Source organism: Kribbella sp. NPDC049227 (assembly GCF_043197265.1).
Classification (GTDB): Bacteria; Actinomycetota; Actinomycetes; order Propionibacteriales; family Kribbellaceae; genus Kribbella.
Map to the genome: position 1 here is coordinate 219524 of NZ_JBICST010000002.1, position 20631 is coordinate 240154.

Below are 20631 nucleotides of genomic sequence, written 5' to 3' on the forward strand. Positions count from 1 at the left end.
GCCCAGTCCTGCCCGGCGGGGCCAGTACGCTCGACTCATGGCAGGGGCGGGGGTCGTCGAGGCGGTGCGGCATGGACGCGAGCCGGCGCAGCAAGCGGTCCAGGCCGCTTGGGCGAAGCGTTCCGCACGGCGGAAGGCGGTTGAGCACGCTCGCACGGTTCGCGACGGTACGCCGGTCGACGAGCTCGTGACCAAGTACGGTGTGTCTCGCGGGCCACGGTGTACCGGATCGCCCGCGAACACAACGTCAAGAACAACGCACGCCGCGCCTTCACCCCAACCGGCCGCGGCAAATCCTTGACACCCGGCCGGATCGGCACGGCCCGGCGACTCCGAGACGACGGCCTCTCATTTCGCCAGATCGCACAAGCTGTCGGGTCCAGCAGGGCAACAGTGCACCGCGCTCTCACCACGGACCCGACCGCGGCCCTGTCCGCGGACCGGGTCGCAGTCGTCGCGTCGCGCAACTGCTGCACCTCGTCGTCGGTCCATTCCTGACCGCTGCTGCGGCTCATCGTCGGTTCGGACGTACTCATGATCTGCTGACCAAGCTCGCGGGCAAGGTCCGCGAACTCGACCAGGCGGATACTCAGCAGCCATCTCTCTTGTACCGGGAAGATCCTCGACATCTTCGAAGGCACCCAATAAATCCAACAACTAATCGTCGCCAGAAGGTTGTTGGGGAAGACGTCCGCTGAGCTGAAATAGCCTTACCTGTAAGGAATCTCGGCTTCAGCTTAAGGCCCAGCGAGAATTTGCTCGTTGATGGCGTCTCTCTCAGAGGGCGTGCGTCGTTCGGGCGGCACTAGGGGTCTTTGCCTCGAGCAACGGTGGATTACCTTCTGGGGTCGGGGTCGTAGGAGGTGCGGCCGCGCACCTCCTACGGTTTCCGACTTGCTCAGTCGAGGCAGGCCTTGACCGCATCGGCCAGGCTCGATGCCCGCGGTTCGCCCGTGCGGAACGACCAGAGATTCATCACGTAGCCGAAGCCGACCCCGGCGTCGGGGTCCGCGAAGCCGATCGATCCGCCCGAGCCCGGGTGGCCGAATGACTTCGGCCCGATCAGTGGCATCGGCGGGCAGGACCGCCAGAACCCGAGCGACATGTAGAACGAGCGGTCGGCCGGGACCTTCAGTTCGGGCGGGAGCCCGTTCATCCGGGTCTTGTCGGTCTGGACCTCGATCGCCTGGGCGACCGTGGCCGGCTGCAGCAGCCGCATACCGTCGACGTCGCTCACCGTCGCGGCATACATCCGTGCGATCGATCGCGCGTCGGTGAGCATGTTCCCGGACGGGAACTCCGCCGCGCGCCATGCACGCGTTGTGTGGTAGCCCGAGGTGTAGTCCAGGGCGCCGCCGAGCATGCCGGCCCGGGCCTGGACCGAGTCCTCACCCCACACCGCGTTGATCCATGCCGTGACCGTGTCCGCGTCGAGTCCGGTGACCTCGATCATCCCTTCGGTCATCTCCTCCAAGGTGAACGGAGCGGCGTAGTCGATCTTGGCCGCCTTGCCCTCCTGCTCCTCGGGCAACCCGATCCACGCGCTCAGCCCGAGCGGACCGGCCACCTCGTCGGCGAAGAAGGTGCCGAGGGACTTGCCGGAGATCCGGCGTACGAGCTCACCGATCAGGTAGCCGAACGTGACGCTGTGATAGACGTGCTCCGTACCGGGCTGCCACAGCGGCTTCTGGGCCTCGAGCGCACGAATCACCGGATCCCACGCACACGCCTCATCGAAGGTCAAAGGCCCGTCGACGACCGGCAGACCGGCCTGGTGCGACAGCAGCCAGCGCACCGGGATCTCTTCTTTGCCGTTGGCACCGAACTCGGGCCAGTAGTCGACCACCGGCGCATCCAGATCCAGCTCACCGCGCTGGGCGAGCAGGTGCGCGCAGATCGCCGTGGCGCCTTTCGTCGTCGACGCGACCTCCACAATGGTGTCCTCGTTCCACGGTCGCCCGGTCTGGCTGTCGGCGACGCCGCCCCACAGGTCGACGACCGGGCGGCCACCTACATAGACGCAGCACGCCGCGCCCACCTCACCGGGATCTCCCTCGAAGTTCGCCCGGAACGTGTCAGCGACCTTCCCCCAGCCCTCCTCGACGTGTCCGTGCACGGCTGCCTCGCTGGTCGTGTTCATCGTGCTGCACCGTCCTTTCAAGGATTCTTCGCAGTCGCAGCGTCCAAGTCGCGATCGCTGAACTGCTCGTGGCGGAGACGGTGGCCGACCGCGCTGACACGGAACAGTCACCGTGCTGACACGGTGGTGTCCGGGTGTGGACTCAGCCAGTCACGCGGTCACCAACGGGGCAGAACGGCGTCACCGAGATGCTCTCCCAGCTCCGTGAAGAGATCGTCTGCACCCTTCAACTGCTCGGCGTCCCGGCATCCGTCGTCCTCAGCGCACACCCAGTACGCGATGGTCGCCGTCCCCAGCACCTCGAAGGCGGCCTTTGCGGGCCCTCAGGCGTGGTCGCCGTCGAGGAGCTCGTGGAGCTCGGCGATCGCCTTGGTGATGTCGTCGTAGTCGTTCTGCGCGGCACGGGATTCGGCGCTGATCACGCCACAACGATGGACCCGGCGGAAGTCGCCGTACGGGAACTTGTAGTGCCCCTTGGTCTCCTCGCCCATCTCGGTGTCGATGCCGAGGTACCACTGGCCGTACTCGGCCCAGCCGTGCTTGTCGAGGTAGTCGTTCTCTTTGTCCGCGGTCGGCGCGTGTTCGCTCCAGTCGTCCCGCTCGTCCTTGACCGTCTGCCCCTTCCGCACCAGCTCCTTGGCGTGGTCGAAGGCGACCTTGTTGAGCTTCACAGTCACCGCACTGTCCTTTCCTGAGACGTCAGGTTTGCGGTACCCGCGCCGCTCCGGGCGAATCGGCGGGTGTCGGCGCGCCGATGAGGGGGCACCGGGTGTCGACGAGAGATCAAGAGTCCTTGGAGGGAAGGCGATGAGCACGATCACGCAGTCGATCGACGTCGACGTCCCGGTGACGACGGCGTACAACCAGTGGACGCAGTTCGAGCGCAGATGGATCGCACCCTCCGAGCTCTCTGACGACGATTGACTGCAGGATCACCGGAGGAGTGACGTGAAAGCACTGACCTGGCAAGGGAAGCGGAAGATCGAGTACGGCGAGGTGCCGGATCCGCGGATCGAGGAGCCGACCGATGCGATCATCCGGGTGACGTCGAGCGGGATCTGTGGATCCGACCTGCATCTGTACGAGGTGATGGCGCCGTTCCTCGATGCGGGCGACGTGCTCGGCCACGAGACGATAGGAGTCGTCGAGGAGACCGGGGCCGAGGTGAGCGATCTGGCCGTGGGGGATCGGGTGGCCGTGCCGTTCCAGATCGCTTGTGGGACATGCTTCATGTGTGCGCAGGGTCTGCAGACCCAGTGCGAGACGACACAGGTGCGCGAACAGGGGATGGGCGCCGCGCTCTTCGGCTACACCAAGCTCTACGGGCAGATCCCTGGTGGACAGGCGGAGTACCTGCGTGTCCCACAGGCGCAGTACGGCCCGATCAAGGTCCCGCATGGCCCGCCGGACGATCGTTTTGTGTACCTCTCGGATGTGCTGCCGACCGCATGGCAGGCGGTGGAGTACGCCGACACTCCGCCCGGCGGGACCGTTGCCGTCCTCGGCCTGGGCCCGATCGGTGACATGGCCGCACGCGTCGCGCTGCATCGCGGTCATCGAGTGATCGGGGTCGACCTGGTCGCCGAGCGGCTCGAACGCGCGCGCCGACGCGGTGTCGAGGTGCTGGAGTACGCCGACGACGTCGCGGACGCCGTACGTGAGCTGACCGACGGGCGCGGACCGGACTCGGTGATCGATGCCGTCGGCATGGAGGCGCACGGCTCGCCGGTGGCGGCGGTCGGCCAGAAGCTCGCCGGTGCGCTGCCGGATGCGCTCCAGCGGAAGGTGATGCAGACGGCCGGCATCGATCGGTTGGCGGCGTTGTACCTCGCCATCGAGATCGTGCGGCGTGGCGGCACCATCTCCCTGATCGGCGTCTACGGCGGAATGGCCGACCCGTTGCCCATGCTGACGATCTTCGACAAGCAGATCCAGCTGCGGATGGGGCAGGCCAACGTACGGCGCTGGGCCGACCAGATCCTTCCGCTGCTGGGTGACGACGACCCGCTCGGCGTCGACGACTTCGCCACTCATCGGCTCCCGCTGGCGGACGGGCCGGCGGCGTACGAGATGTTCCAGCACAAGCGCGACGGCGCGATCAAGGTGCTGCTGAAACCAGGCGACGAAATCGGCGGCTGATCGGGTGCAGCGGGGAACTGTTCACTCGTCGGGCTCGGGCAGTGGGGTTGTCGCCGGGCCGTCAAGGACGGAGCCGTCGGGTGCGAAGCGAGAGCCGTGGCAGTTGCAGTCCCAGGTGGTGTCGCCTTGGTTCCAGCGCAGGGGGCAGCCGAGGTGAGTGCAGATGGGCACGACGGTGTGCAGGCGACCGTCGTGGTCGCGGTACGCGCCGACTGTCTTGCCGTCGAGGTCGTACAGGCCGCCTTCGCCGACCTCCACATGGTCAAGCTTCCGGCCCAGGATGCGGCGCAGGTGCCCGGTGGCGAATTCCTTGCCGACCTTGAGGTTGTCCTTCACGAGTTCCGCGACAGCGTGTGCGTCGCCGATGCGGCCGGCGTCGTAGAGCTCGCTCCAGGGGTTGTCCCGGTCGAGGATGGTGTCGCGCAGGATGCCGGCGGCAACGGTTCCGTTGGTGAGGCCCCATTTGTTCATGCCCGTCGCGATCAGAATCGGTGAGCCGGGCGCCTTGCCGACGAACGGGAGCAGGTTCGGGGTGCTGTAGTCCTCGGCGGACCAGCGAAAGTCTGGCTGTACGTCGGTGTTCCAGAGCGAGCCGACCCAGTCGATGAGGCTCTGGTACGACGAGTCCGTGTCCTGCTCGGCACCGGTTTCGTGTCCGCCGCCAACCACGATGAGTCCGTTGGGTCCGCCGCCGGGCCACGGCCGGGTCGACCGCACTGGTGAGTCGGCCGAGATGGTCATGCCGGTCGGTGCTTGGACCGGGAGCCGGACGGCGATCCCGTGCGACTGGTTCGGTCTGGTGCGGGCGAAGTACCCGCCGAGTGTCCCGATCGGCAGCAGAGTGGCGACCACAGCGTGTGCTGCGCTGACTCGTGGCCCGAGGGCGGTCAGCGCCTCGATGCGGTCGCCGATGGGATTGAGGTCGGTGACTCGGCTGTGATCGAAGATCCGGCCGCCCGCCTCGATGAAGGCGCGGGCGAGGCCAGCGAGGTAGCGGACCGGGTGGAGCATTACCTGGTCGTCGAAGCGCACAGCCGACGTGCCCTGCCCTGGTAGTCCGGTTTCGTCGGGCCCTGCAAGCTGCGCGGGCAGACCGAGATCCCAGGCGACATCTGCTTCCCGCTGCAGGTTGCTTCCCGAGTAGACGAACGATGGCCCTCTGATCAGCTCGCACTCGATATCGAGCCGGTCAACCAGCGATGCGATCTGGTCGACGGCGCCCTGGTTCGCAGAGGCGTACTGCTCGGCCTTCTGACGTCCGTGCCGGTCGAGCAGCTTTGCATAGATCGCGCCGTGCTGCGAGGTGACCTTGCCTGTCGTGTTGCCGCTGGTTCGTGCGCCGATCCGCCTGGCCTCGAGGAGGACGACACGCGTGCCCTCCTGCTGCAGGTACAGCGCGGTCGTCAGCCCGATGATGCCGCCACCGACGACGAGGACGTCGCACTGCTGGTCGCGATCGATCACGTCGTACTCCGGAATCGTCGCGGTCATCTGCCAGACCGAGCGGTTCGTCGTCATCGTCACTCGCCTCCGGGAGGTGGTGGAGACCCGGCCCGCCGTACTGGCCGCACTCCACCACCTGCGCCGTATGAACATCGCGGATGACTCCCATGAGAACCACCCTCACCGACACCCCTGTGCTGGCTCCGGGTACCCACGTCCCAGTCGTCCATGCGTCTGTGCGGTGGTAACAGGATTGCGTGACCAAGGCCAAGTCCACCGCTGTCCCGCCGCCGGGCAGCACATCCTCAACAGCTCGGTTCGTACTCTCGGCGGTAGCGGTAGGAATTGTGTTCGGCGGCCATGATGGTCCTCGGTCAGGGTGCGGTCGGTCGTAGGTCGAGGTCCTCGTCCGACGCTTCAGCGGTCACGCCGAGCACGTCGTACGGATCCGGGTCTGGTCGCTGGGTGACAGGTTGGGTCATTGTGCTCACCGCCTTTGCCGGCCGAAGTTTGATCGTTAGGTTCGGGGTGATGCGGCGGCCCGCCTGGTCAAGGGTGTGACTTGGCGGGCGACCGCATCTCAGATCAGGACTTGTGTCGAGTGACGGCTGGTTTCACCTCCTCCCACACGAGAATCGAGGTTCGTCAGCTGTTCCGGCGCCGCGGAGGGCCGCGAGCACGGCCATCGGTTCGCTGCGGCAGCACCGGCCGGAGCGCAGGTGCGCCTCGGCGTGCCCGGCGCGACCGTGGCCGTGCCGCGTACCCACCGCCGGGTGGGCAGGGCTTGTCGAGCGGCGGCTCGGACGGCGATTCCCAGCAGGCAGCGATCATGGCGTCGAACTCGGCCCGCAGCAGCTCGTCATCGGCGAGCGTCAGGTCGAGGAAGGCCTCGTCGAGTTGCCGTGTGTCCACCGTCATCGATCTCACCCCATCGACAACAACTTGCCCTGCCACCGGCGCCTGGTCAGGCGCTGATCTCCTTGCGATCGCCGTCGGTGCTCGCGATCGAGATCTTGCGTGGCTTTGCTCGTTCGGCGATCGGGATCCTCAGTGTGAGTACGCCGGCCTCGTAGCGGGCCTCGATGCGGTCGGCGTCCAGCGTGTCGCCCAGGAACAGTTGCCGGGAGAACACTCCGAGCGGACGCTCGGCAACCTGCACCTCCACCTCGTCGCCGAGCTCGAGCGGTCTGCGCTCGGCCTTCACGGTGAGCACGTTGCGTTCCACATCCAGTTCGATCGCGTCCGGTGCGACACCGGGAAGATCGAAGGAAACGACGTACTGATCGCCTTGGCGGTAGGCGTCCATCGGCATCGCGGTCGGCCGGGACCACGTGCCCGGCGCCTGGCTCCCGAAGACCTGCTGGGCCAGCCGGTCGAAGTCCCGGAACGGGTCTGTGCGCATCAACATCGTCTGCACCTCCTGCGGCATCGAGTCAACTGTGGTGTCAATACGCATCTCCGGTATAACATGTCATCGAAACGATGACAAGCATCGATGTCATCCAATCGCTGACGCCGAGACGATGAGGTGACGGAGTGGCCGCCGACGACCAGACAGACAACGCGGCGGGTCCGGTGGCAGTCGCACTCGCCGCGGTGGAGCAGGTTGTTCGGCAGCTCGCGCCCCAGCTCGACGAAGCCTCGGCGTACAACGTCAGCTCGGTGGACGTTCTCGCGGCGTTGGCCGAACTGCGAGGCGTGCAGGATCGGCTGGCGGCGTGGGAGCCGTTGCTGATCGGAGCGGCGCGCGAACAGGGAGTCAGTTGGGCGGAGCTCGCCCCCGCACTCGGAGTTGCCAGCCGGCAGGCTGCCGAGCGCCGCTACCTGAGGCTCAACCCGCACAACAGTGACCAGCCGGACATGACCGGCGAGCAGCGGGTGCAGGCGGCCCGCGACCGCCGCGCCGGGGACCGCGCCGTCACCCGCTGGGCCCGGGACAACGCGGCCCAGCTTCGCCGGCTCGCCGCTCGGATCACCGCGCTCGACGACCTCGACGCCGACGCCCAGGAAAGCGTCGACCGGCTTCTGCATGCGCTGGGCGACAACGACACCTCCGCGCTGCTGGCGCCGTTGGCCGAAGCCGGAGCACAACTCGAGACCAGCAACCCCAGCTTGGCCGGGCAGGTCGCCGACATCAACACGACCACCGACCAACTACGCGACGAACACAAGAGCAGAACGCAGTAACCATCCTGTGAGCCGGGCACAGTACCGGGCCGTGAGCAACAATCGCCTGCACTCGGCTGAACCACGCGGACGCATCGCCCCGGAGCTGCTCCTGCAGGCCTTCGCCGATGTAGCCACCGTGGTGATCGTGCAGATCGCGGAGCTGAGCAGCGCCGAACTCACCCCGCTGATCGGCGCTGTGGAGTCAATGGGGCTGTTCGGAGAGCATGGAGGGGTGGCGGTGGGCTGCGACCATGGCCAGACCGGCCCCGCGGACGGCGGCGGTGTGGGGGGCGGGAGCTGGGCTCACCGGGGCCTGCAACTGTTTGGCCAGCCGGTAGGTGATCTCCGGACGCAGCGCACCGCCTCCGGTGAGTAGCGGCCCACGATCCAAGGCATCGACAACCAGTCCACCGCAGTCAAGGTGCAGGAGGTCGGTCACCACTGCGACGATCGACTGCACGAGCTCGGCAACGGTCGTGGTCGCGCCAAGATTGGAGGTTCCGACATTCAATCGATGGGCCTGCGTCACGGCGCCATCTACGAGCAAACCCACTTCGGTCAGGCCGGCTCCGATGTCCAGCACCAGCAGTGGCCGGGCGAAGTCGGCGCCTGCTCCTAGCGCGGCGGCTTTCACACCGTCGATGGTCAGCACGACCCGTGGGTCGAGAACCTCGAGTGCGACGCGGGTGACGCTCTCGTGCTGACCAGGGCACAGGACCGGGGTGGTCAAGACAACCATCGAGTACTGACCGAGGCCGGCTCGGCGGCCTAGCAGGCGTTCGAGGACGCGAGCGGTCCCCGCCTTGTCGACGACGACGCCGCGGTGCACGGGACGACTGCCACCGCCCGCGCCCGCCGAGATGATCGTGGGTGCGTCGATGATCAGACCATGGTCCGGCATCCAGGCCCTGGTACGGACGCTGCCCAGGTCGATCGCTACGCCAGACAACCGCTGGCTGGCCGACCACGGACCGCGGCGCCGCCGCGCGACCGTACGCGGGAACGAAGTCGGCGAGGCCGGAGTCACGGCACTGCCTGCCTGACGCGTCACGAGACTGCCTCCTTGAGTTGGTGGCACGGGCCGCAGTACCGGGCGTGCGGCAGGATGCGCAGGCACGCCAGCGGAATGGGCCGGTCACAGAGGTGACAGCAGCCGTACTGGCCGGCATCCATCCGGCGCAGCGCGGCGCTGACATCGGTGAGCACCATCCGGGCGGCTGTAGCGAGGGCGGTCAGCACCTCTTCTCGGGCGTGCTTGTCGGCTGGCAGGTCGTCGCGGCTTGGCCAGATGCCGGCGAGGTCGTCGAGCTGCTCCAGCCGGAACGCGCGCTCAGCATGGAGGTCTGCGCGGAGCGCAACCAGGTCCTCGGGACCCAGTTCGGCTTCGTTGACAACGGCGTACATGTAGCTCAAGACTTCACATCCTTTCCAAGGCGTGGCGCACGTAGGGGAGGATCTCGAGCCGCTCAATCGGAATGCGGGTTTTGCAGCTCTGGCACGTGCCATAGGTGTCGCCGGTCAGGCGGTCTTCGGCTGGCGTGCCTCGTGCACGGTCACGTTGGGGGAGTGGGCCACGGCGGTCACTGAAGGTACGTCCTCTCACGAACGCAGGAAACGAAAGTAGACGCCGCTGCAGCTAACGGAAGCACATCTTGTGCACCGTTCGCCCCAGTTGCGCCTTGCTTTCAACCATGCCCGCCGCGACCATCGGGACCAGCACCCATTTATCCAGACAGTCGGGCTGACCGCCCACCAACCACCCTCCGGTTGGGGCTCGAGCGAATCGATGCGGTGTGGACGAGGTGCTCACGCACTTCATCACGGACCCGGCGCGGCTGCGGTGACCGACCGATTCGAATCCGCTCATTCCTGGGTGGCGAGGTAGTGCTGACACGGTGTGCAATGGCGTGCCTGAGGGTGGACGGACAGGCATTGGAGGCTGATGGTGCGGCCACATCGGCCGCATCCGCCGTACCGCCCCGCGTCCATCCGGGCCAGGGCTGCCTCAGTTTCGGCCAGCGCGATTCGTGCGGCAACGATGAGCTTGTGACGGACCTCGCGGTGCGCGGCGACGTCAGGAGCGCCGGCCGTTCCGGCGGCGGCGTTGGCGAATTGGGTGCTGCCGCGGAGTTGTTGGCGTCGGAACAGGCGATCCTCGTCTAGCCGTGCCCGCAGAACGGCGAGTTCCGCGGGAGCGAGGCGATGGTTGCCGATTGCTGAGATCTGATGGGTCACGACTGGCGCTCCTCGACTGGAGACGAACGCATGGTTCGGTGGGAAGACGGGCGCGGGAATCGCGACATGGTCAGCTGGCGCGTTGCTGGCACCCGACGCAGAAGCGTGCGTAGGGCAGGATCTCGAGGCGCTCGACGGGGATAGCGGTTCGGCAGTTGTTGCAGGTTCCGTAGGAGCCGTCGGTCAGGCGTCGTCCGGCAGCGTCGATCTCTTCGAGCACCCGCTCGATCGCAGCGGTCTGCGCCGCCTGCAAGTCCTCGTCCGTATGCGGCGCGGACTCTTCGATCGCCCTCAGTTGGGTGAGGCGGGAGTTGCGCTCGTGTTCCAGGCGCTGGCGTGCTTCGTGTTGTGTGAGGTGCTGGGTGTGGCCCATGTCCGTCGTCATTTGATTCTGGTCCTTTCAAGGGACGCCAACCGAAGGCCGGCGTGCGCCTGGGAGGCATTGCGCACGCCGGCTGTCTGCGGAAGACCGTCTTGAGACTCGTGAACTTCGTCTGTCACCACCATCCGCGATGCCGCAGACGCAGACCATGGGGCCTGACACCCATTCGGCAGCTCAGGCGCCATGAGCCGGATGAGTCGGCCCCGATCGACTTGCAGTGGGAGAGCAGGCAGGCTGGGCGGCATGCAACACATGCCGAGCCATCAGACAGCGGCGGGGACGAGAGGGGTGCTTGCGGTGCCATTGTTCTGGCGCATTTTCGCTCTGAACGCGGTGGTTCTTGCTGCCGCGACAGCATTGTTGCTGTGGGCGCCGGTGACCGTGTCGGTTCCAGTGGTGTTCACCGAGGCCCTGGTGCTGCTGGGCGGATTGGCGGTGATGCTGGTCGCCAACGCCGTACTGCTGCAGGTAGGACTAGCTCCGTTGGACCGGCTGACCCGCCGGATGGCGACGGTCGATCTGCTGAAGCCCGGGCAGCGTCTGCCGGTCGTCGGTCAGGGTGGTGTCTCCCAGTTGATCCGAGCCTTCAACGAGATGCTGGCGCGGTTGGAGGCAGAACGTGCCGCTAGCAGTACCCGTGCGCTGTCGGCCCAGGAGGCGGAGCGGCGACGGATCGCTCAGGAGCTGCACGACGAAGTCGGCCAGAGTCTGACCGCCGTACTGCTGGAACTCAAACGCGCGGCCGGGCGGGTGGACGACGCCGACCTGCGCGCGGACCTGCTCCATGCTCAGGAGACGACCCGGGAGAGCCTGGACGAGGTACGCCGGCTGGCGCGTAGGCTGCGGCCGGGTGTGTTGGAGGATCTTGGTCTGGTCAGTGCTTTGACTGCGCTGGTCACCGAGCTGTCCACGCACACAGGTCTTGCGATCAGTCAGCGTTTCCAGCCGGGTCTACCCGTGCTGGATGAGCAGGCCGAGCTCGTGATCTATCGGGTTGCCCAGGAAGGACTGACGAACGTCGCCCGTCATGCCGATGCTGGCCACGTCGAGATCAGCCTGGGCCACGGCGAGGGAGTCGTCAGTCTCCGGATCCGTGACGACGGCCGCGGCCTCGGGTTGGCCCATGAGGGAGCCGGAATCCGTGGCATGCGCGAGCGCGCACTGTTGGTTGGCGCCACCCTCGATCTCGGCACCGCGCCGGCAGGTGGCACCGAGGTGAACCTGCTGGTGCCGCTCGACCGGAACGGAGTATGAGCATGCCCGCACAGGACGTCACCCGCATCTTGCTCGCCGACGACCATGCACTGGTACGCCGCGGTGTACGGCTGATCCTGGACAGCGAACCTGGCCTGCAGGTGGTCGCCGAAGCAGGAGACGGAAAGGAAGCCGTCGACCTCGCCCGTTCCACTGAGATCGATCTGGCGATTCTCGACATCGCCATGCCGAGGATGACTGGGCTGCAGGCTGCGCGTGAGCTGTCGTCGCGCCAGCCGGACCTGCGGATTCTCATGCTGACGATGTACGACAACGAGCAGTACTTCTTCCAAGCCCTCAAGGCCGGAGCGGCAGGGTATGTGCTGAAGTCCGTCGCCGACCGCGACCTGGTGGAGGCGTGCCGGGCCGCGATGCGCGGAGAGCCATTCCTCTACCCAGGAGCGGTGAACGCGCTGATCCGCAACTACCTGAATCGGGCACGCCTCGGCCAGACAATCCCGGAGCAGATCCTGACCGCCCGCGAGGAAGAGGTACTCAAGCTCGTCGCCGAGGGGCACTCCTCCAAAGAGATTGCGGGACTCCTGTTCATCAGCGTCAAGACGGTCGAGCGGCACCGGGCGAACATGCTTCAGAAACTTGGCCTCCGTGACCGTTTGGAACTTACCCGTTACGCGATCCGGGCCGGCCTGATCGAGCCCTGAGCCCAAAGACCTGCCCCGAGCCGACGGGAGAGAAGCTGGCTCGACCGACGTTCCGATGTGTCCGGGGTTGCCGGTCATCGGCAGCCAGATGGGCTCCAAGTCAGCCGGTGAGAGCCAGTGCCACTTCGCGGTCGCGAGACAAGCATGGAAGGACATCGACGCTCTAGAAGGAGCACATTATGAGCACTGAGGGGCGCACAGCCCGCACGGCGAACCGGGAGTCGCTGTCGGACCCGGCATACCAGGCCTTCCTGGTCCTGCGAACGGTCTTCACCGTGGCACCGATCGTGTTCGGCCTGGACAAGTTCGCCAACCTGCTCACCGACTGGCCCGGCTACCTGGCCCCGTGGATCAACGACATCGTCCCCGGCTCCGGCCAAGACGCCATGTACGCCATCGGCGTCATCGAGATCGTCGCCGGCCTCGCCGTCGCCCTGATCCCACGGTACGGCGCACTGCTCGTCGCCGCCTGGCTCGCAGGCATCATCCTCAACCTGCTCACGCTCTCAGGCTTCTACGACGTCGCACTGCGCGACTTCGGCCTCCTGATCGCCGCCCTCGCGCTGGCCCGCCTCGCCACCAAATACGCCCCCGCACGACACAACTCTTAACGAGAACAACGATCAGTTCGGGCCCCTTCGCACCGAAGGCGCGATCGCGGTTCCGGAGAGCGGGGGCAACGAACTCTCGACAGCATGCCCGTCGGTCGTCGCGTAGCCATCGACGAGATCGCGGGCGACGTCCTAACGGAGAAGAAATGATCGTCCTTTACCTACTACTCGCAGCGATAGTCGTCGGCCTGATCGGATCGGCGGTGTGCGTCCGCGTGGTCAAGCAGTTCGAGCGCGGCGTCGTGTACCGGTTCGGCCGGGTACGCCCGACGGTCCGGCCGCCCGGTCTTGCCTTGCTGGTGCCGATCGCCGACCGGCTTCAGAAGGTCAACATGCAGATCATCACGATGCCGGTCCCCGCACAGGACGGCATCACCCGCGACAACGTGACGGTTCGCGTCGACGCAGTCGTCTACTTCAACGTGATCGACCCGGTCCGTGCGGCCGTCGACGTCGAGGACTACATCTCGGCCATCGGCCAGGTCGCGCAGACATCTCTGCGGTCGATCATCGGCAAGAGCGACCTGGACGACTTGCTGTCCAACCGGGAACGCCTCAACCAGGGGATGGAGCTGATGATCGACAGCCCCGCACTCGACTGGGGTGTCCACATCGAGCGGGTGGAGATCAAGGACGTCGCGCTGCCGGAGACGATGAAGCGGTCGATGTCGCGTCAGGCTGAGGCCGAGCGGGAGCGTCGTGCCCGCATCATCACCGCGGACGGCGAGCTTCAGGCCTCGGAGAAGCTGGGGCAGGCCGCCGAGGTGATGACCGAACACCCAGCCGCCCTGCAACTGCGCCTGCTCCAGACCGTCGTCGAGGTCGCCGCCGAGAAGAACTCCACACTGGTGCTGCCCTTCCCGGTCGAGCTGCTCCGGTTTCTAGAACGGTCCACGCCGCCCGAGAACGCCAACACAGTCAGCGTTGGTGAGCCCACGATCACCCGCACTCGGGCAGCGAAGAACGGTTCGCCGGTCTCAACCTCGCCTGATGTCACCAAGGTCCGCGAGATCGAGCACTCCCAGGTACCGGCGGAGCGGCTTCACTGGCCCGATCGAGGTCACCCCATGGTCTGACGGCCTTGTCGCAGGGCCGTCCGCCGCCGTCTTGTTGGGTGTCAGTCGCCCCAGCAGCGAGGACGCAGTGGCGGTGAACACGATGAAGAGACTCTGGGTGGCGAGCGTGAGCGAACTGGCTGATCGTCTTCAACTACGTCATCACAGCGTTGGTGAACTGGTGAACCGCGCCCAGGCGCAAGACCTGGTGACCAGGGCGTCAGATCCGGCGGATGCCAGGGTTGTCCGGATGGAGCTGACGCGGCACGACGAGCTTCGACGCGTGGGCACGATCCTTGCCGTGCCCGACTGGAGCGATGCCGCCGGCGGTGCCGCATGACACGCCACACTGTCCGGGTCCGCAGGATCTACGATCGCGCCGCGGACGACGACGGAATCCGGGTCCTGGTCGATCGAGTGTGGCCCCGAGGGGTCAGCAAGGAGGCCGCAGCCATCGATGAGTGGGACAAGGACGTGGCACCGTCCACGGAACTCCGCAAGTGGTACGGCCATGTTCCGGAGAGGTTCGCGCAGTTCGAGGCGCGCTATCGCGATGAGCTCTCGACACACGCCGGACGGAATGCACTGGATCACCTTCGCACGTTGGCAAAACGAGATGACCTGACCTTGGTGACAGCGACCAAGGACGTGGACCACAGCCAGGCGGCTGTTCTGGCCCGGCTGCTGCGGGAGCCGCCCGGGCTGATCAACTAGACCGGATGGCCGGGGCCAAGCTACTGACCGGGACGCTTCTTGATCTGCAACCCGGGACGGCGCCGATGGATGGTCAAGTAGGACAGGCCGCTGTTGCCGGCGGTGATGTTGCGGGTCGAGCCGTGCGGCAGCCAGACGACGTTGCCGTCGGCAAGAGCCTGGTCTCCGTCAGGTGTACCGACGGTGCCGCCACCCGCGACGACGACGAGTACGACGTCGAGATCCGGCTCGGTGTGGGTGTCCACCCGCTGCCCGGCTGGGAGATGGATGAGGTTCGCGTCGAGCTGCCGACCCGGTTCGGCGAGCGTCCACCGGGCACCCGACGATACGGGCGAGTCATCGCCGAGTTCGTGCACGTCGACCAGGACCCGCACCGTCGGCTGTTCCGGCAGGCGGTCGGCTGGAACAGCCGGTGACTCGTCAGACATCAGCGGCGACCCGGCCGATCCGGACTCGCCATTCCTCAGGCCCGGTCTGCAGATAGTCCCAGCTGAAGGCGCCCCGATGGATGGCCTCGAACTCCCGGCGCAACGGCTTGGGGTCGTGGCTGTTGACCAAGATGAACGCCTCTCCCGGCGCGAGCCGTGCATAGCGAGCGAAGACACGCGGGTGCCGTCCGCCGCGAGCGATGTTCCGCACGTCGATGACGGTCGGCTCTTCGACATGTTCCCCCGCGAGGTAGGCCCGCAGGTCTGCGGCCAGCAACAACGGATCCACGCCCGGCAGGCCGGCGAGCGCGGGGAGCAACACCGACTCCTCGATCTGAAGGTGGCTATCCAGGGTCGCCGCGATCATCACGCCGAGCCTGGCCGCATCGCCCGGGCCGGCGGTCGCCAATTCGTCGATCTGCGCGTTGAGTGCCGCGGCTCCGACCCGGAGAGCATCAACCAGGAGCCGGGTCTCGTCGTCCCCGGACGCGGGCTCGTACAGGTCCCGATCCGCGGTAATCAGGTACCGACGCACTTCATGAAGGCAGAAGTCCACCAAGTCTGCAGACCGCGGCTCGGCGCCATGGGCCACTGGCGCCGTGGTCAGCCCCGCCAGTCCGGACAGCAGTCGATCGTGAGCCTCACGGACCACACCGCGAGCGATGACGTCCGGATCGGTCTCGGTGGCCTGGATGTAGATGTCCGAATCCGGCATGGTGCCACTCTCTCCTTCACATCGAGGTTTCTAATAATTATTACATGTGATATTTGTAGTAATTACAAGCGCCCGGTGAGGAGTCAGCTGTGACCTACGTGATAGCGATGCCATGTGTCGACCTGAAGGACCGCGCGTGCGTCGAGGAGTGCCCGGTCGATTGCATCTACGAAGGAGGGCGCTCCCTCTACATCCAGCCCGACGAGTGCATCGACTGCGGTGCGTGTGAGCCGGTCTGCCCGGTCGAAGCCATCTTCTACGAGGACGACCTGCCCGAGCAGTGGATGGACTACCAGGCCGCGAACGCAGGATTCTTCGACAAACTCGGCTCCCCCGGCGGGGCCTTCAAGGTGGGCGCCATCGCACACGACCATCCCCTCATCGCGGCGCTGCCGCCGCAGAAACAGGCAAGCTGACCTCCATGACCAGAACTGACCAGGCGGCCGGCGACCAGCCACGCCGACAGGCACTGCTCGAAGCTCTGCGAGCCTCCGACGCTCCGCTGGGTGTCACCGAGCTCGCCGAACGGCTCGGCATCCACTCCAACACGGTCCGCTTCCACCTGGACGCGCTGACAGCACAGGGACTGGTCGACCGCAGACTCGAGGAGCCGACCGGGCGCGGCAGACCTCGCACGGTGTACACACAACATCCCGGGATGGACCGAGGCGGCCGGCGTCAGTACCACCTGCTGGCCAAGATCCTGCTCAGCCAGCTGTCCACGACTCCCGACGCGGGCGCCGCAGCCGAAATCGCGGGCCGCAACTGGGGCGGCTACCTGGTCGAGCACATCCCCCCGTCGCATCAGCCCGGCGTCGCCGAGGCGACCCAGCGGCTGACCGCGATGATGACGGACCTCGGCTTCGCCCCGGAGGCGGACGGTGGCGCAGCCAACCGCATCAGACTGCGCCACTGCCCTTTCCTGGAGCTCGCAGAGGAGTACTCATCCACCTTGTGTCCCCTGCATCTCGGCCTGATGCGAGGTGCCCTCACCGAGATCCGCGCACCAATCACCGCGACAAGCCTCGAGCCGTTCGCCGAGCCCGACGCCTGCCTCGTTCACCTCTCCCCATCCTCGGGAACCGGCGTGGGCACGCGTCCGCACCAGCGTCGCAAAAGGAGCACCTGATGCACCTCACCAGGATCGGCACCACTCCCCGGCGCCGCGCGCCAATCCCCGGAGGCCCGACGATGGAAGTACTCGTGGCCGCCGAGACCTCCGACAACATCGCCATGGTCCAGGTGTGGATCCCGCCGGGTGGCGGCCTGCCCGAGCACGACCACGGGCCGTCCGAGATCGTCCTGGTCCACCTGTCAGGCTCGATCGAGCTGCGGCAGGGCGATCAGCTGCACAGGCTCGCTCCCGGCGCCGTCGCGCACCTCGCCACCGGGGAACGGGTCAGCCTGACCAATCCAGGAACCGAACCCGCCGTCATGATGATCGTTGCCTCACCCCCCGAATTCGTCGCGCGCATCGCAGCCTGGCCCGCCGCGTAGGAGCCATCGGCTACCACGCCGCGGCCAGCCACAACCCGCCCGGGTCACCCGATCGCGGACGCAACCTCACGGACCCAGCAGGAGCAACAGTGAACGCAGCACCAGCCGCTGTAGCAACCGCCGTCGTCTTCGTCTGGCTCGGCATGGTGCTCGCGATCTCCTTCCTGGAGACGCCACTCAAGTTCCGCGCCCCAGGCGTCGACATCCCCATCGGGCTCGGCATCGGCCGCATCGTCTTTCGAGCGCTCAACCGTATCGAGATCGCTCTGGCCCTGTTCGCCCTCGCGGCGATCGTCGTGGGACGGCCGACCGGCTCGATCGCGGCTCTCACGGCAGCGATCCTGATCATCCTGGCCGGACAGCTCATTGCCGTCCGGCCCCAACTCAACCGGCGCACCGACCGCGTCCTCGCGGGTCAGCACCCACCCCGGTCAACCATGCACCTGTACTACGTCGGTCTCGAGGCCGCCAAGGTGCTCACCTTGGCGACGCTCGGGATCTGCCTCCTCGTGGCGCGGTGAGTCGCACATGCTGCCAATGCCGGCATCTTGACCACGGGTGGTCTGGTGCGTCTGACAGCTTCAGGGCTCGGCTGCCGAACCTGACCGCTCATGAGCTCGCGAGGACCGAGGTCTCGGCAGGGCGCTCGCTTGCCGGCCGGCTTCCGAACGAGAGGTGGGTCATCACGGCGAGTCCTCTCCTTCGGACTCGATGCCGGCGGTCTCCTCGACATGCTGGACCCTGCCCTGGTCCTCGCCGGCGTCGAGCAGGTTGTCCGCAGGGGCCCTGGTGTCCCGGTACTCCGCGATCGCCAACTCCGGGTGCTTCAGGTCGAACGCGGGGCTATCCGAGCGGATCCGCGGCAGCGTCTCGAAGTTGTGCCGCGGCGGCGGGGAACTGGTCGCCCACTCCAATGACCGTCCCCAACCCCACGGGTCGTCCACACCGACCAACGGTGCCGTGCGGTACGTCTTGTAGACGTTGTAAAGGAATGGCAGTGTCGATGCGCCGAGGATGAACGCACCGACGCTGGAGACCTCGTTCAGCGTGGTGAAGCCCTCGTTCGCGCCGTACGACGCGTAGCGCCGCGGCATCCCCTCGACACCCAGCCAGTGCTGCACCAGGAACGTCGTGTGGAAGCCGATGAACAGCAACCAGAAGTGCAGCTTCCCGAGCCGCTCGTCCAGCATCCGCCCGGTCATCTTCGGCCACCAGAAATAGAAGCCCGCGAACATCGCGAACACAACCGTGCCGAAGACCACGTAATGGAAGTGCGCCACCACGAAATAGGTGTCGGTGACCTGGAAGTCCAAGGCCGGCGAAGCCAGGATCACCCCTGTCAAGCCACCGAACAAGAAGGTGGTCAGGAAGCCGAGCGACCACAGCATCGGCGTCTCGAACGACACCGAACCGCCCCACATCGTCCCGATCCAGTTGAAGAACTTCACCCCGGTCGGCACCGCAATCATGAACGACATGAACGAGAAGAACGGCAGGCTGACCGCCCCGGTGACAAACATGTGGTGCGCCCACACCGTCATCGACAGCGCGGCGATCGCCAGCGTAGCGCCGACCAGGCCGAGGTAGCCGAACACGGACTTGCGGCTGAACACCGGCAGGATCTCGGTGATGATGCCGAAGAACGGCAACGCGATGATGTAGACCTCTGGATGCCCGAAGAACCAGAACAGGTGCTGCCACAGCATCGGGCCGCCGTTCGCGGCATCGAAGACGTGAGCCCCCAGGGCTCGATCCGCCTCCAGCATCAGCAGCGCGCCGGCCAGGATCGGGAACGCGACCAGCACCATGATTGAGGTGATGAGAGTGTTCCAGGTGAAGATCGGCATCCGGAACATCGTCATCCCGGGAGCCCGCAGGGTGATGATCGTGGTGACGAAGTTGACCGCACCGAGGATCGTGCCCAGACCGGCCATCCACAGACCCATGATCCACAGGTCACCGCCGACACCCGGCGACCGGACCGCGTTGGACAGCGGGGCGTAGCCGGTCCAGCCGAAGCTCGCCGCGCCGCCCGGGGTGAAGAATCCACTGAAAGCGATGAGCCCACCGAACAGAAACAGCCAATAGCTGAACATGTTCAAGCGTGGGAACGCGACGTCGGGGGCGCCGATCTGCACCGGCATGATGACATTGGCGAAGCCCACGAACAGTGGTGTCGCGAAGAGCAGCAGCATGATCGTGCCGTGCATGGTGAAGAGCTGGTTGTAGACCTCCTCGTTCACGATCTGCAGGCCCGGCTTGGCCAGCTCCGCCCGCATGACCAGTGCCATCAGGCCGCCGATCAGGAAGAACGCGAACGACGTGATCAGGTACATGTGGCCGATCAGCTTGTGATCGGTGGTGGTAAGGACCCGCACCACCGCACGGCCGAGCGGGCGGCGAGATCCTGCCGCGGGTTCGCCGAGTCCGGCCCTGGCCGTCACTGACCAGGGACGGTCTTGATGGGCGCCGACATGCGTTAGCTGCTTGTGGATCGGATCGCTGTCGCCGGCCTGCGTGATCCCCACGGGCCGACTCACCAGTTCGCCGGCGGGTCGCTGGCCGGGAACGAATCTTCGCCCCACACGTCGACAATGTCCCGCAGGGGTGGCGAAGCCGACGCCGGAGGAATGGTTCCAGTGCGCCACGTGCGCCGGTGGTGGTTTGCCGACTCCTTCAAGAGTTGGCATCGCAGGCAGAGACTGGCCATTGGGACGGCCCACAGCCGGTCCGCCGCGATGGCGCGGCCACACTGTTGGCAGTCCCCGAAGCGACCGATCGCGAGCCGGAAGAGAGCAGCATCGATGTCGGCCAAGGCAGCTCTGGCGGCTCTCATCTTTGTTCCTGTCACCTCAATCAGAACATCGTTGGAGGCGGCCAGCGCGTCGTACGCGAGGTGGGTGAGCTGATCGAGACGACGTCGGCGGTGCTGCTCGAGCTCGCGGCGGTACCACTGCAAGTCGACGGTCTGCCGGTCACGTGGTGCGCTGGGTGGCGCCACCGGATCCAGATCGGTCATCGAAACCTCCTCGTCGCCACGGATGGCGGAGTCGCGATACCCCGCGCCCCCATGTCCGCACGATCCCAACGATGTCGTCTCGCACGGGGGTTGAACATGTGTCCGATCGGCCAAGGTCGGACCCGGTCGTTGCCGGGCATCGGCAGCCTCGCGGACCTGGCTGCGGAT

At 66.4% G+C, this 20631-nt stretch carries 26 protein-coding genes; 13 read left to right on the plus strand and 13 right to left on the minus strand.

The window, feature by feature from the left end; all coding sequences use genetic code 11:
• Nucleotides 1–219: 219 nt before the first annotated feature.
• A complete protein-coding gene (locus tag ACGFH6_RS07755) occupies nucleotides 220–498 on the plus strand; it encodes a helix-turn-helix domain-containing protein (RefSeq protein WP_393381465.1) in 279 nt (92 codons plus the stop codon).
• A 400-nt stretch (nucleotides 499–898) separates the two neighbouring features.
• Here ACGFH6_RS07755 and ACGFH6_RS07760 read toward each other — a convergent pair whose 3' ends face one another.
• Nucleotides 899–2140: a serine hydrolase domain-containing protein gene (locus ACGFH6_RS07760; protein WP_393381467.1), complete on the minus strand. Its 1242-nt coding sequence runs from the start codon at nucleotides 2138–2140 to the stop codon at nucleotides 899–901.
• Nucleotides 2141–2463: 323 nt separating this feature from the next.
• Nucleotides 2464–2817 carry a hypothetical protein gene (locus ACGFH6_RS07765; protein WP_393381468.1) on the minus strand — a complete coding sequence of 118 codons (354 nt, stop codon included), beginning with the start codon at nucleotides 2815–2817 and terminating at the stop codon, nucleotides 2464–2466.
• A 271-nt stretch (nucleotides 2818–3088) separates the two neighbouring features.
• Between ACGFH6_RS07765 and ACGFH6_RS07770 the strand changes: the two genes are divergently transcribed.
• Complete coding sequence (locus tag ACGFH6_RS07770; protein WP_393381470.1) at nucleotides 3089–4279, plus strand: alcohol dehydrogenase catalytic domain-containing protein; 1191 nt, start codon at nucleotides 3089–3091, stop codon at nucleotides 4277–4279.
• Between the two features lie 21 nt (nucleotides 4280–4300).
• Here ACGFH6_RS07770 and ACGFH6_RS07775 read toward each other — a convergent pair whose 3' ends face one another.
• From ACGFH6_RS07775 to ACGFH6_RS07785, 3 genes are all read right to left on the minus strand, one after another.
• Entirely contained in the window at nucleotides 4301–5797 is a 1497-nt protein-coding gene (locus tag ACGFH6_RS07775; RefSeq protein WP_393381472.1) for an FAD-dependent oxidoreductase, read from the minus strand.
• A 570-nt stretch (nucleotides 5798–6367) separates the two neighbouring features.
• Nucleotides 6368–6640, minus strand: a complete 273-nt coding sequence (locus tag ACGFH6_RS07780; protein WP_393381474.1) for a hypothetical protein — start codon at nucleotides 6638–6640, stop codon at nucleotides 6368–6370.
• A 46-nt stretch (nucleotides 6641–6686) separates the two neighbouring features.
• A complete protein-coding gene (locus tag ACGFH6_RS07785) occupies nucleotides 6687–7151 on the minus strand; it encodes an Hsp20/alpha crystallin family protein (protein ID WP_393381476.1) in 465 nt (154 codons plus the stop codon).
• Nucleotides 7152–7258: 107 nt separating this feature from the next.
• Between ACGFH6_RS07785 and ACGFH6_RS07790 the strand changes: the two genes are divergently transcribed.
• The gene (locus ACGFH6_RS07790) at nucleotides 7259–7909 is read left to right on the plus strand and encodes a hypothetical protein (protein WP_393381478.1); all 651 of its coding nucleotides are present in this window, start codon (nucleotides 7259–7261) and stop codon (nucleotides 7907–7909) included.
• A gap of 184 nt (nucleotides 7910–8093) precedes the next feature.
• Here the strand turns inward: ACGFH6_RS07790 and ACGFH6_RS07795 are convergent, their stop codons facing one another.
• The 4 genes from ACGFH6_RS07795 to ACGFH6_RS07810 all read right to left on the minus strand — a co-directional run bounded on the left by ACGFH6_RS07795 (nucleotide 8094) and on the right by ACGFH6_RS07810 (nucleotide 10511).
• A complete protein-coding gene (locus ACGFH6_RS07795; protein WP_393381480.1) occupies nucleotides 8094–8942 on the minus strand; it encodes a rod shape-determining protein in 849 nt (282 codons plus the stop codon).
• Nucleotides 8939–9304, minus strand: a complete 366-nt coding sequence (locus ACGFH6_RS07800; protein ID WP_393381481.1) for a TraR/DksA family transcriptional regulator — start codon at nucleotides 9302–9304, stop codon at nucleotides 8939–8941. The genes ACGFH6_RS07795 and ACGFH6_RS07800 overlap by 4 nt, the downstream gene beginning before the upstream one ends.
• Nucleotides 9305–9308: 4 nt before the next feature.
• Nucleotides 9309–9494: a TraR/DksA C4-type zinc finger protein gene (locus ACGFH6_RS07805; RefSeq protein ID WP_393381483.1), complete on the minus strand. Its 186-nt coding sequence runs from the start codon at nucleotides 9492–9494 to the stop codon at nucleotides 9309–9311.
• Nucleotides 9495–10196: 702 nt separating this feature from the next.
• Nucleotides 10197–10511 carry a TraR/DksA family transcriptional regulator gene (locus tag ACGFH6_RS07810; protein ID WP_393381485.1) on the minus strand — a complete coding sequence of 105 codons (315 nt, stop codon included), beginning with the start codon at nucleotides 10509–10511 and terminating at the stop codon, nucleotides 10197–10199.
• 294 nt (nucleotides 10512–10805) lie between these two features.
• On the opposite strand from ACGFH6_RS07810, the gene ACGFH6_RS07815 reads away from it, so the two are divergent.
• The 6 genes from ACGFH6_RS07815 (at nucleotide 10806) to ACGFH6_RS07840 (ending at nucleotide 14804) form a co-directional block, all read left to right on the plus strand.
• Nucleotides 10806–11762 carry a HAMP domain-containing sensor histidine kinase gene (locus tag ACGFH6_RS07815; protein WP_393381486.1) on the plus strand — a complete coding sequence of 319 codons (957 nt, stop codon included), beginning with the start codon at nucleotides 10806–10808 and terminating at the stop codon, nucleotides 11760–11762.
• 2 nt (nucleotides 11763–11764) lie between these two features.
• On the plus strand, nucleotides 11765–12424 hold the full coding sequence (locus ACGFH6_RS07820; protein ID WP_393381488.1) for a response regulator: 660 nt from the start codon (nucleotides 11765–11767) through the stop codon (nucleotides 12422–12424).
• 179 nt (nucleotides 12425–12603) lie between these two features.
• Complete coding sequence (locus ACGFH6_RS07825; RefSeq protein ID WP_393381489.1) at nucleotides 12604–13035, plus strand: hypothetical protein; 432 nt, start codon at nucleotides 12604–12606, stop codon at nucleotides 13033–13035.
• A gap of 146 nt (nucleotides 13036–13181) precedes the next feature.
• Nucleotides 13182–14111, plus strand: a complete 930-nt coding sequence (locus ACGFH6_RS07830) for a slipin family protein (RefSeq protein WP_393381491.1) — start codon at nucleotides 13182–13184, stop codon at nucleotides 14109–14111.
• Between the two features lie 82 nt (nucleotides 14112–14193).
• Entirely contained in the window at nucleotides 14194–14430 is a 237-nt protein-coding gene (locus ACGFH6_RS07835) for a MarR family transcriptional regulator (protein WP_393383007.1), read from the plus strand.
• A complete protein-coding gene (locus ACGFH6_RS07840) occupies nucleotides 14427–14804 on the plus strand; it encodes a DUF488 domain-containing protein (RefSeq protein ID WP_393381493.1) in 378 nt (125 codons plus the stop codon). Before ACGFH6_RS07835 ends, ACGFH6_RS07840 begins: the two co-directional genes overlap by 4 nt.
• 20 nt (nucleotides 14805–14824) lie before the next feature.
• Here the strand turns inward: ACGFH6_RS07840 and ACGFH6_RS07845 are convergent, their stop codons facing one another.
• Entirely contained in the window at nucleotides 14825–15232 is a 408-nt protein-coding gene (locus ACGFH6_RS07845) for a hypothetical protein (RefSeq protein WP_393381494.1), read from the minus strand.
• Nucleotides 15225–15947, minus strand: coding sequence for a DUF2249 domain-containing protein (locus ACGFH6_RS07850; RefSeq protein WP_393381496.1), 723 nt, complete (start codon nucleotides 15945–15947; stop codon nucleotides 15225–15227). Before ACGFH6_RS07850 ends, ACGFH6_RS07845 begins: the two co-directional genes overlap by 8 nt.
• 89 nt (nucleotides 15948–16036) lie before the next feature.
• Here ACGFH6_RS07850 and fdxA point away from each other — a divergent pair, with 89 nt between their 5' ends.
• From fdxA to ACGFH6_RS07870, 4 genes are all read left to right on the plus strand, one after another.
• On the plus strand, nucleotides 16037–16363 hold the full coding sequence (fdxA, locus tag ACGFH6_RS07855; protein ID WP_393381498.1) for a ferredoxin: 327 nt from the start codon (nucleotides 16037–16039) through the stop codon (nucleotides 16361–16363).
• Between the two features lie 5 nt (nucleotides 16364–16368).
• Nucleotides 16369–17076 carry a helix-turn-helix transcriptional regulator gene (locus ACGFH6_RS07860; RefSeq protein ID WP_393381499.1) on the plus strand — a complete coding sequence of 236 codons (708 nt, stop codon included), beginning with the start codon at nucleotides 16369–16371 and terminating at the stop codon, nucleotides 17074–17076.
• Nucleotides 17076–17444 carry a cupin domain-containing protein gene (locus ACGFH6_RS07865; RefSeq protein WP_393381501.1) on the plus strand — a complete coding sequence of 123 codons (369 nt, stop codon included), beginning with the start codon at nucleotides 17076–17078 and terminating at the stop codon, nucleotides 17442–17444. Before ACGFH6_RS07860 ends, ACGFH6_RS07865 begins: the two co-directional genes overlap by 1 nt.
• A gap of 89 nt (nucleotides 17445–17533) precedes the next feature.
• The gene (locus ACGFH6_RS07870) at nucleotides 17534–17965 is read left to right on the plus strand and encodes a hypothetical protein (protein ID WP_393381502.1); all 432 of its coding nucleotides are present in this window, start codon (nucleotides 17534–17536) and stop codon (nucleotides 17963–17965) included.
• 162 nt (nucleotides 17966–18127) lie between these two features.
• Here the strand turns inward: ACGFH6_RS07870 and ctaD are convergent, their stop codons facing one another.
• Both ctaD and ACGFH6_RS07880 read right to left on the minus strand, forming a co-directional pair.
• Nucleotides 18128–19780, minus strand: a complete 1653-nt coding sequence (ctaD, locus tag ACGFH6_RS07875) for a cytochrome c oxidase subunit I (RefSeq protein ID WP_393383008.1) — start codon at nucleotides 19778–19780, stop codon at nucleotides 18128–18130.
• Nucleotides 19781–19980: 200 nt separating this feature from the next.
• Nucleotides 19981–20463, minus strand: a complete 483-nt coding sequence (locus ACGFH6_RS07880) for a TraR/DksA family transcriptional regulator (protein WP_393381504.1) — start codon at nucleotides 20461–20463, stop codon at nucleotides 19981–19983.
• Nucleotides 20464–20631: the final 168 nt, after the last annotated feature.

What these genes read in the sequence shown, in the direction of transcription:
- ACGFH6_RS07760 (WP_393381467.1), bottom strand. Translation starts at nt 2,140, where the DNA reads ATGAACACGACCAGCGAGGCAGCCGTGCACGGACACGTCGAGGAGGGC.
- ACGFH6_RS07775 (WP_393381472.1), bottom strand. Translation starts at nt 5,797, where the DNA reads ATGACGACGAACCGCTCGGTCTGGCAGATGACCGCGACGATTCCGGAG.
- ACGFH6_RS07780 (WP_393381474.1), bottom strand. Translation starts at nt 6,640, where the DNA reads ATGACGGTGGACACACGGCAACTCGACGAGGCCTTCCTCGACCTGACG.
- ACGFH6_RS07785 (WP_393381476.1), bottom strand. Translation starts at nt 7,151, where the DNA reads ATGCCGCAGGAGGTGCAGACGATGTTGATGCGCACAGACCCGTTCCGG.
- ACGFH6_RS07810 (WP_393381485.1), bottom strand. Translation starts at nt 10,511, where the DNA reads ATGACGACGGACATGGGCCACACCCAGCACCTCACACAACACGAAGCA.
- ACGFH6_RS07820 (WP_393381488.1), top strand. Translation starts at nt 11,765, where the DNA reads ATGCCCGCACAGGACGTCACCCGCATCTTGCTCGCCGACGACCATGCA.
- ACGFH6_RS07825 (WP_393381489.1), top strand. Translation starts at nt 12,604, where the DNA reads ATGAGCACTGAGGGGCGCACAGCCCGCACGGCGAACCGGGAGTCGCTG.
- ACGFH6_RS07830 (WP_393381491.1), top strand. Translation starts at nt 13,182, where the DNA reads ATGATCGTCCTTTACCTACTACTCGCAGCGATAGTCGTCGGCCTGATC.
- ACGFH6_RS07835 (WP_393383007.1), top strand. Translation starts at nt 14,194, where the DNA reads ATGAAGAGACTCTGGGTGGCGAGCGTGAGCGAACTGGCTGATCGTCTT.
- ACGFH6_RS07840 (WP_393381493.1), top strand. Translation starts at nt 14,427, where the DNA reads ATGACACGCCACACTGTCCGGGTCCGCAGGATCTACGATCGCGCCGCG.
- ACGFH6_RS07845 (WP_393381494.1), bottom strand. Translation starts at nt 15,232, where the DNA reads ATGTCTGACGAGTCACCGGCTGTTCCAGCCGACCGCCTGCCGGAACAG.
- ACGFH6_RS07850 (WP_393381496.1), bottom strand. Translation starts at nt 15,947, where the DNA reads ATGCCGGATTCGGACATCTACATCCAGGCCACCGAGACCGATCCGGAC.
- ACGFH6_RS07860 (WP_393381499.1), top strand. Translation starts at nt 16,369, where the DNA reads ATGACCAGAACTGACCAGGCGGCCGGCGACCAGCCACGCCGACAGGCA.
- ACGFH6_RS07865 (WP_393381501.1), top strand. Translation starts at nt 17,076, where the DNA reads ATGCACCTCACCAGGATCGGCACCACTCCCCGGCGCCGCGCGCCAATC.
- ctaD (WP_393383008.1), bottom strand. Translation starts at nt 19,780, where the DNA reads ATGTACCTGATCACGTCGTTCGCGTTCTTCCTGATCGGCGGCCTGATG.
- ACGFH6_RS07880 (WP_393381504.1), bottom strand. Translation starts at nt 20,463, where the DNA reads ATGACCGATCTGGATCCGGTGGCGCCACCCAGCGCACCACGTGACCGG.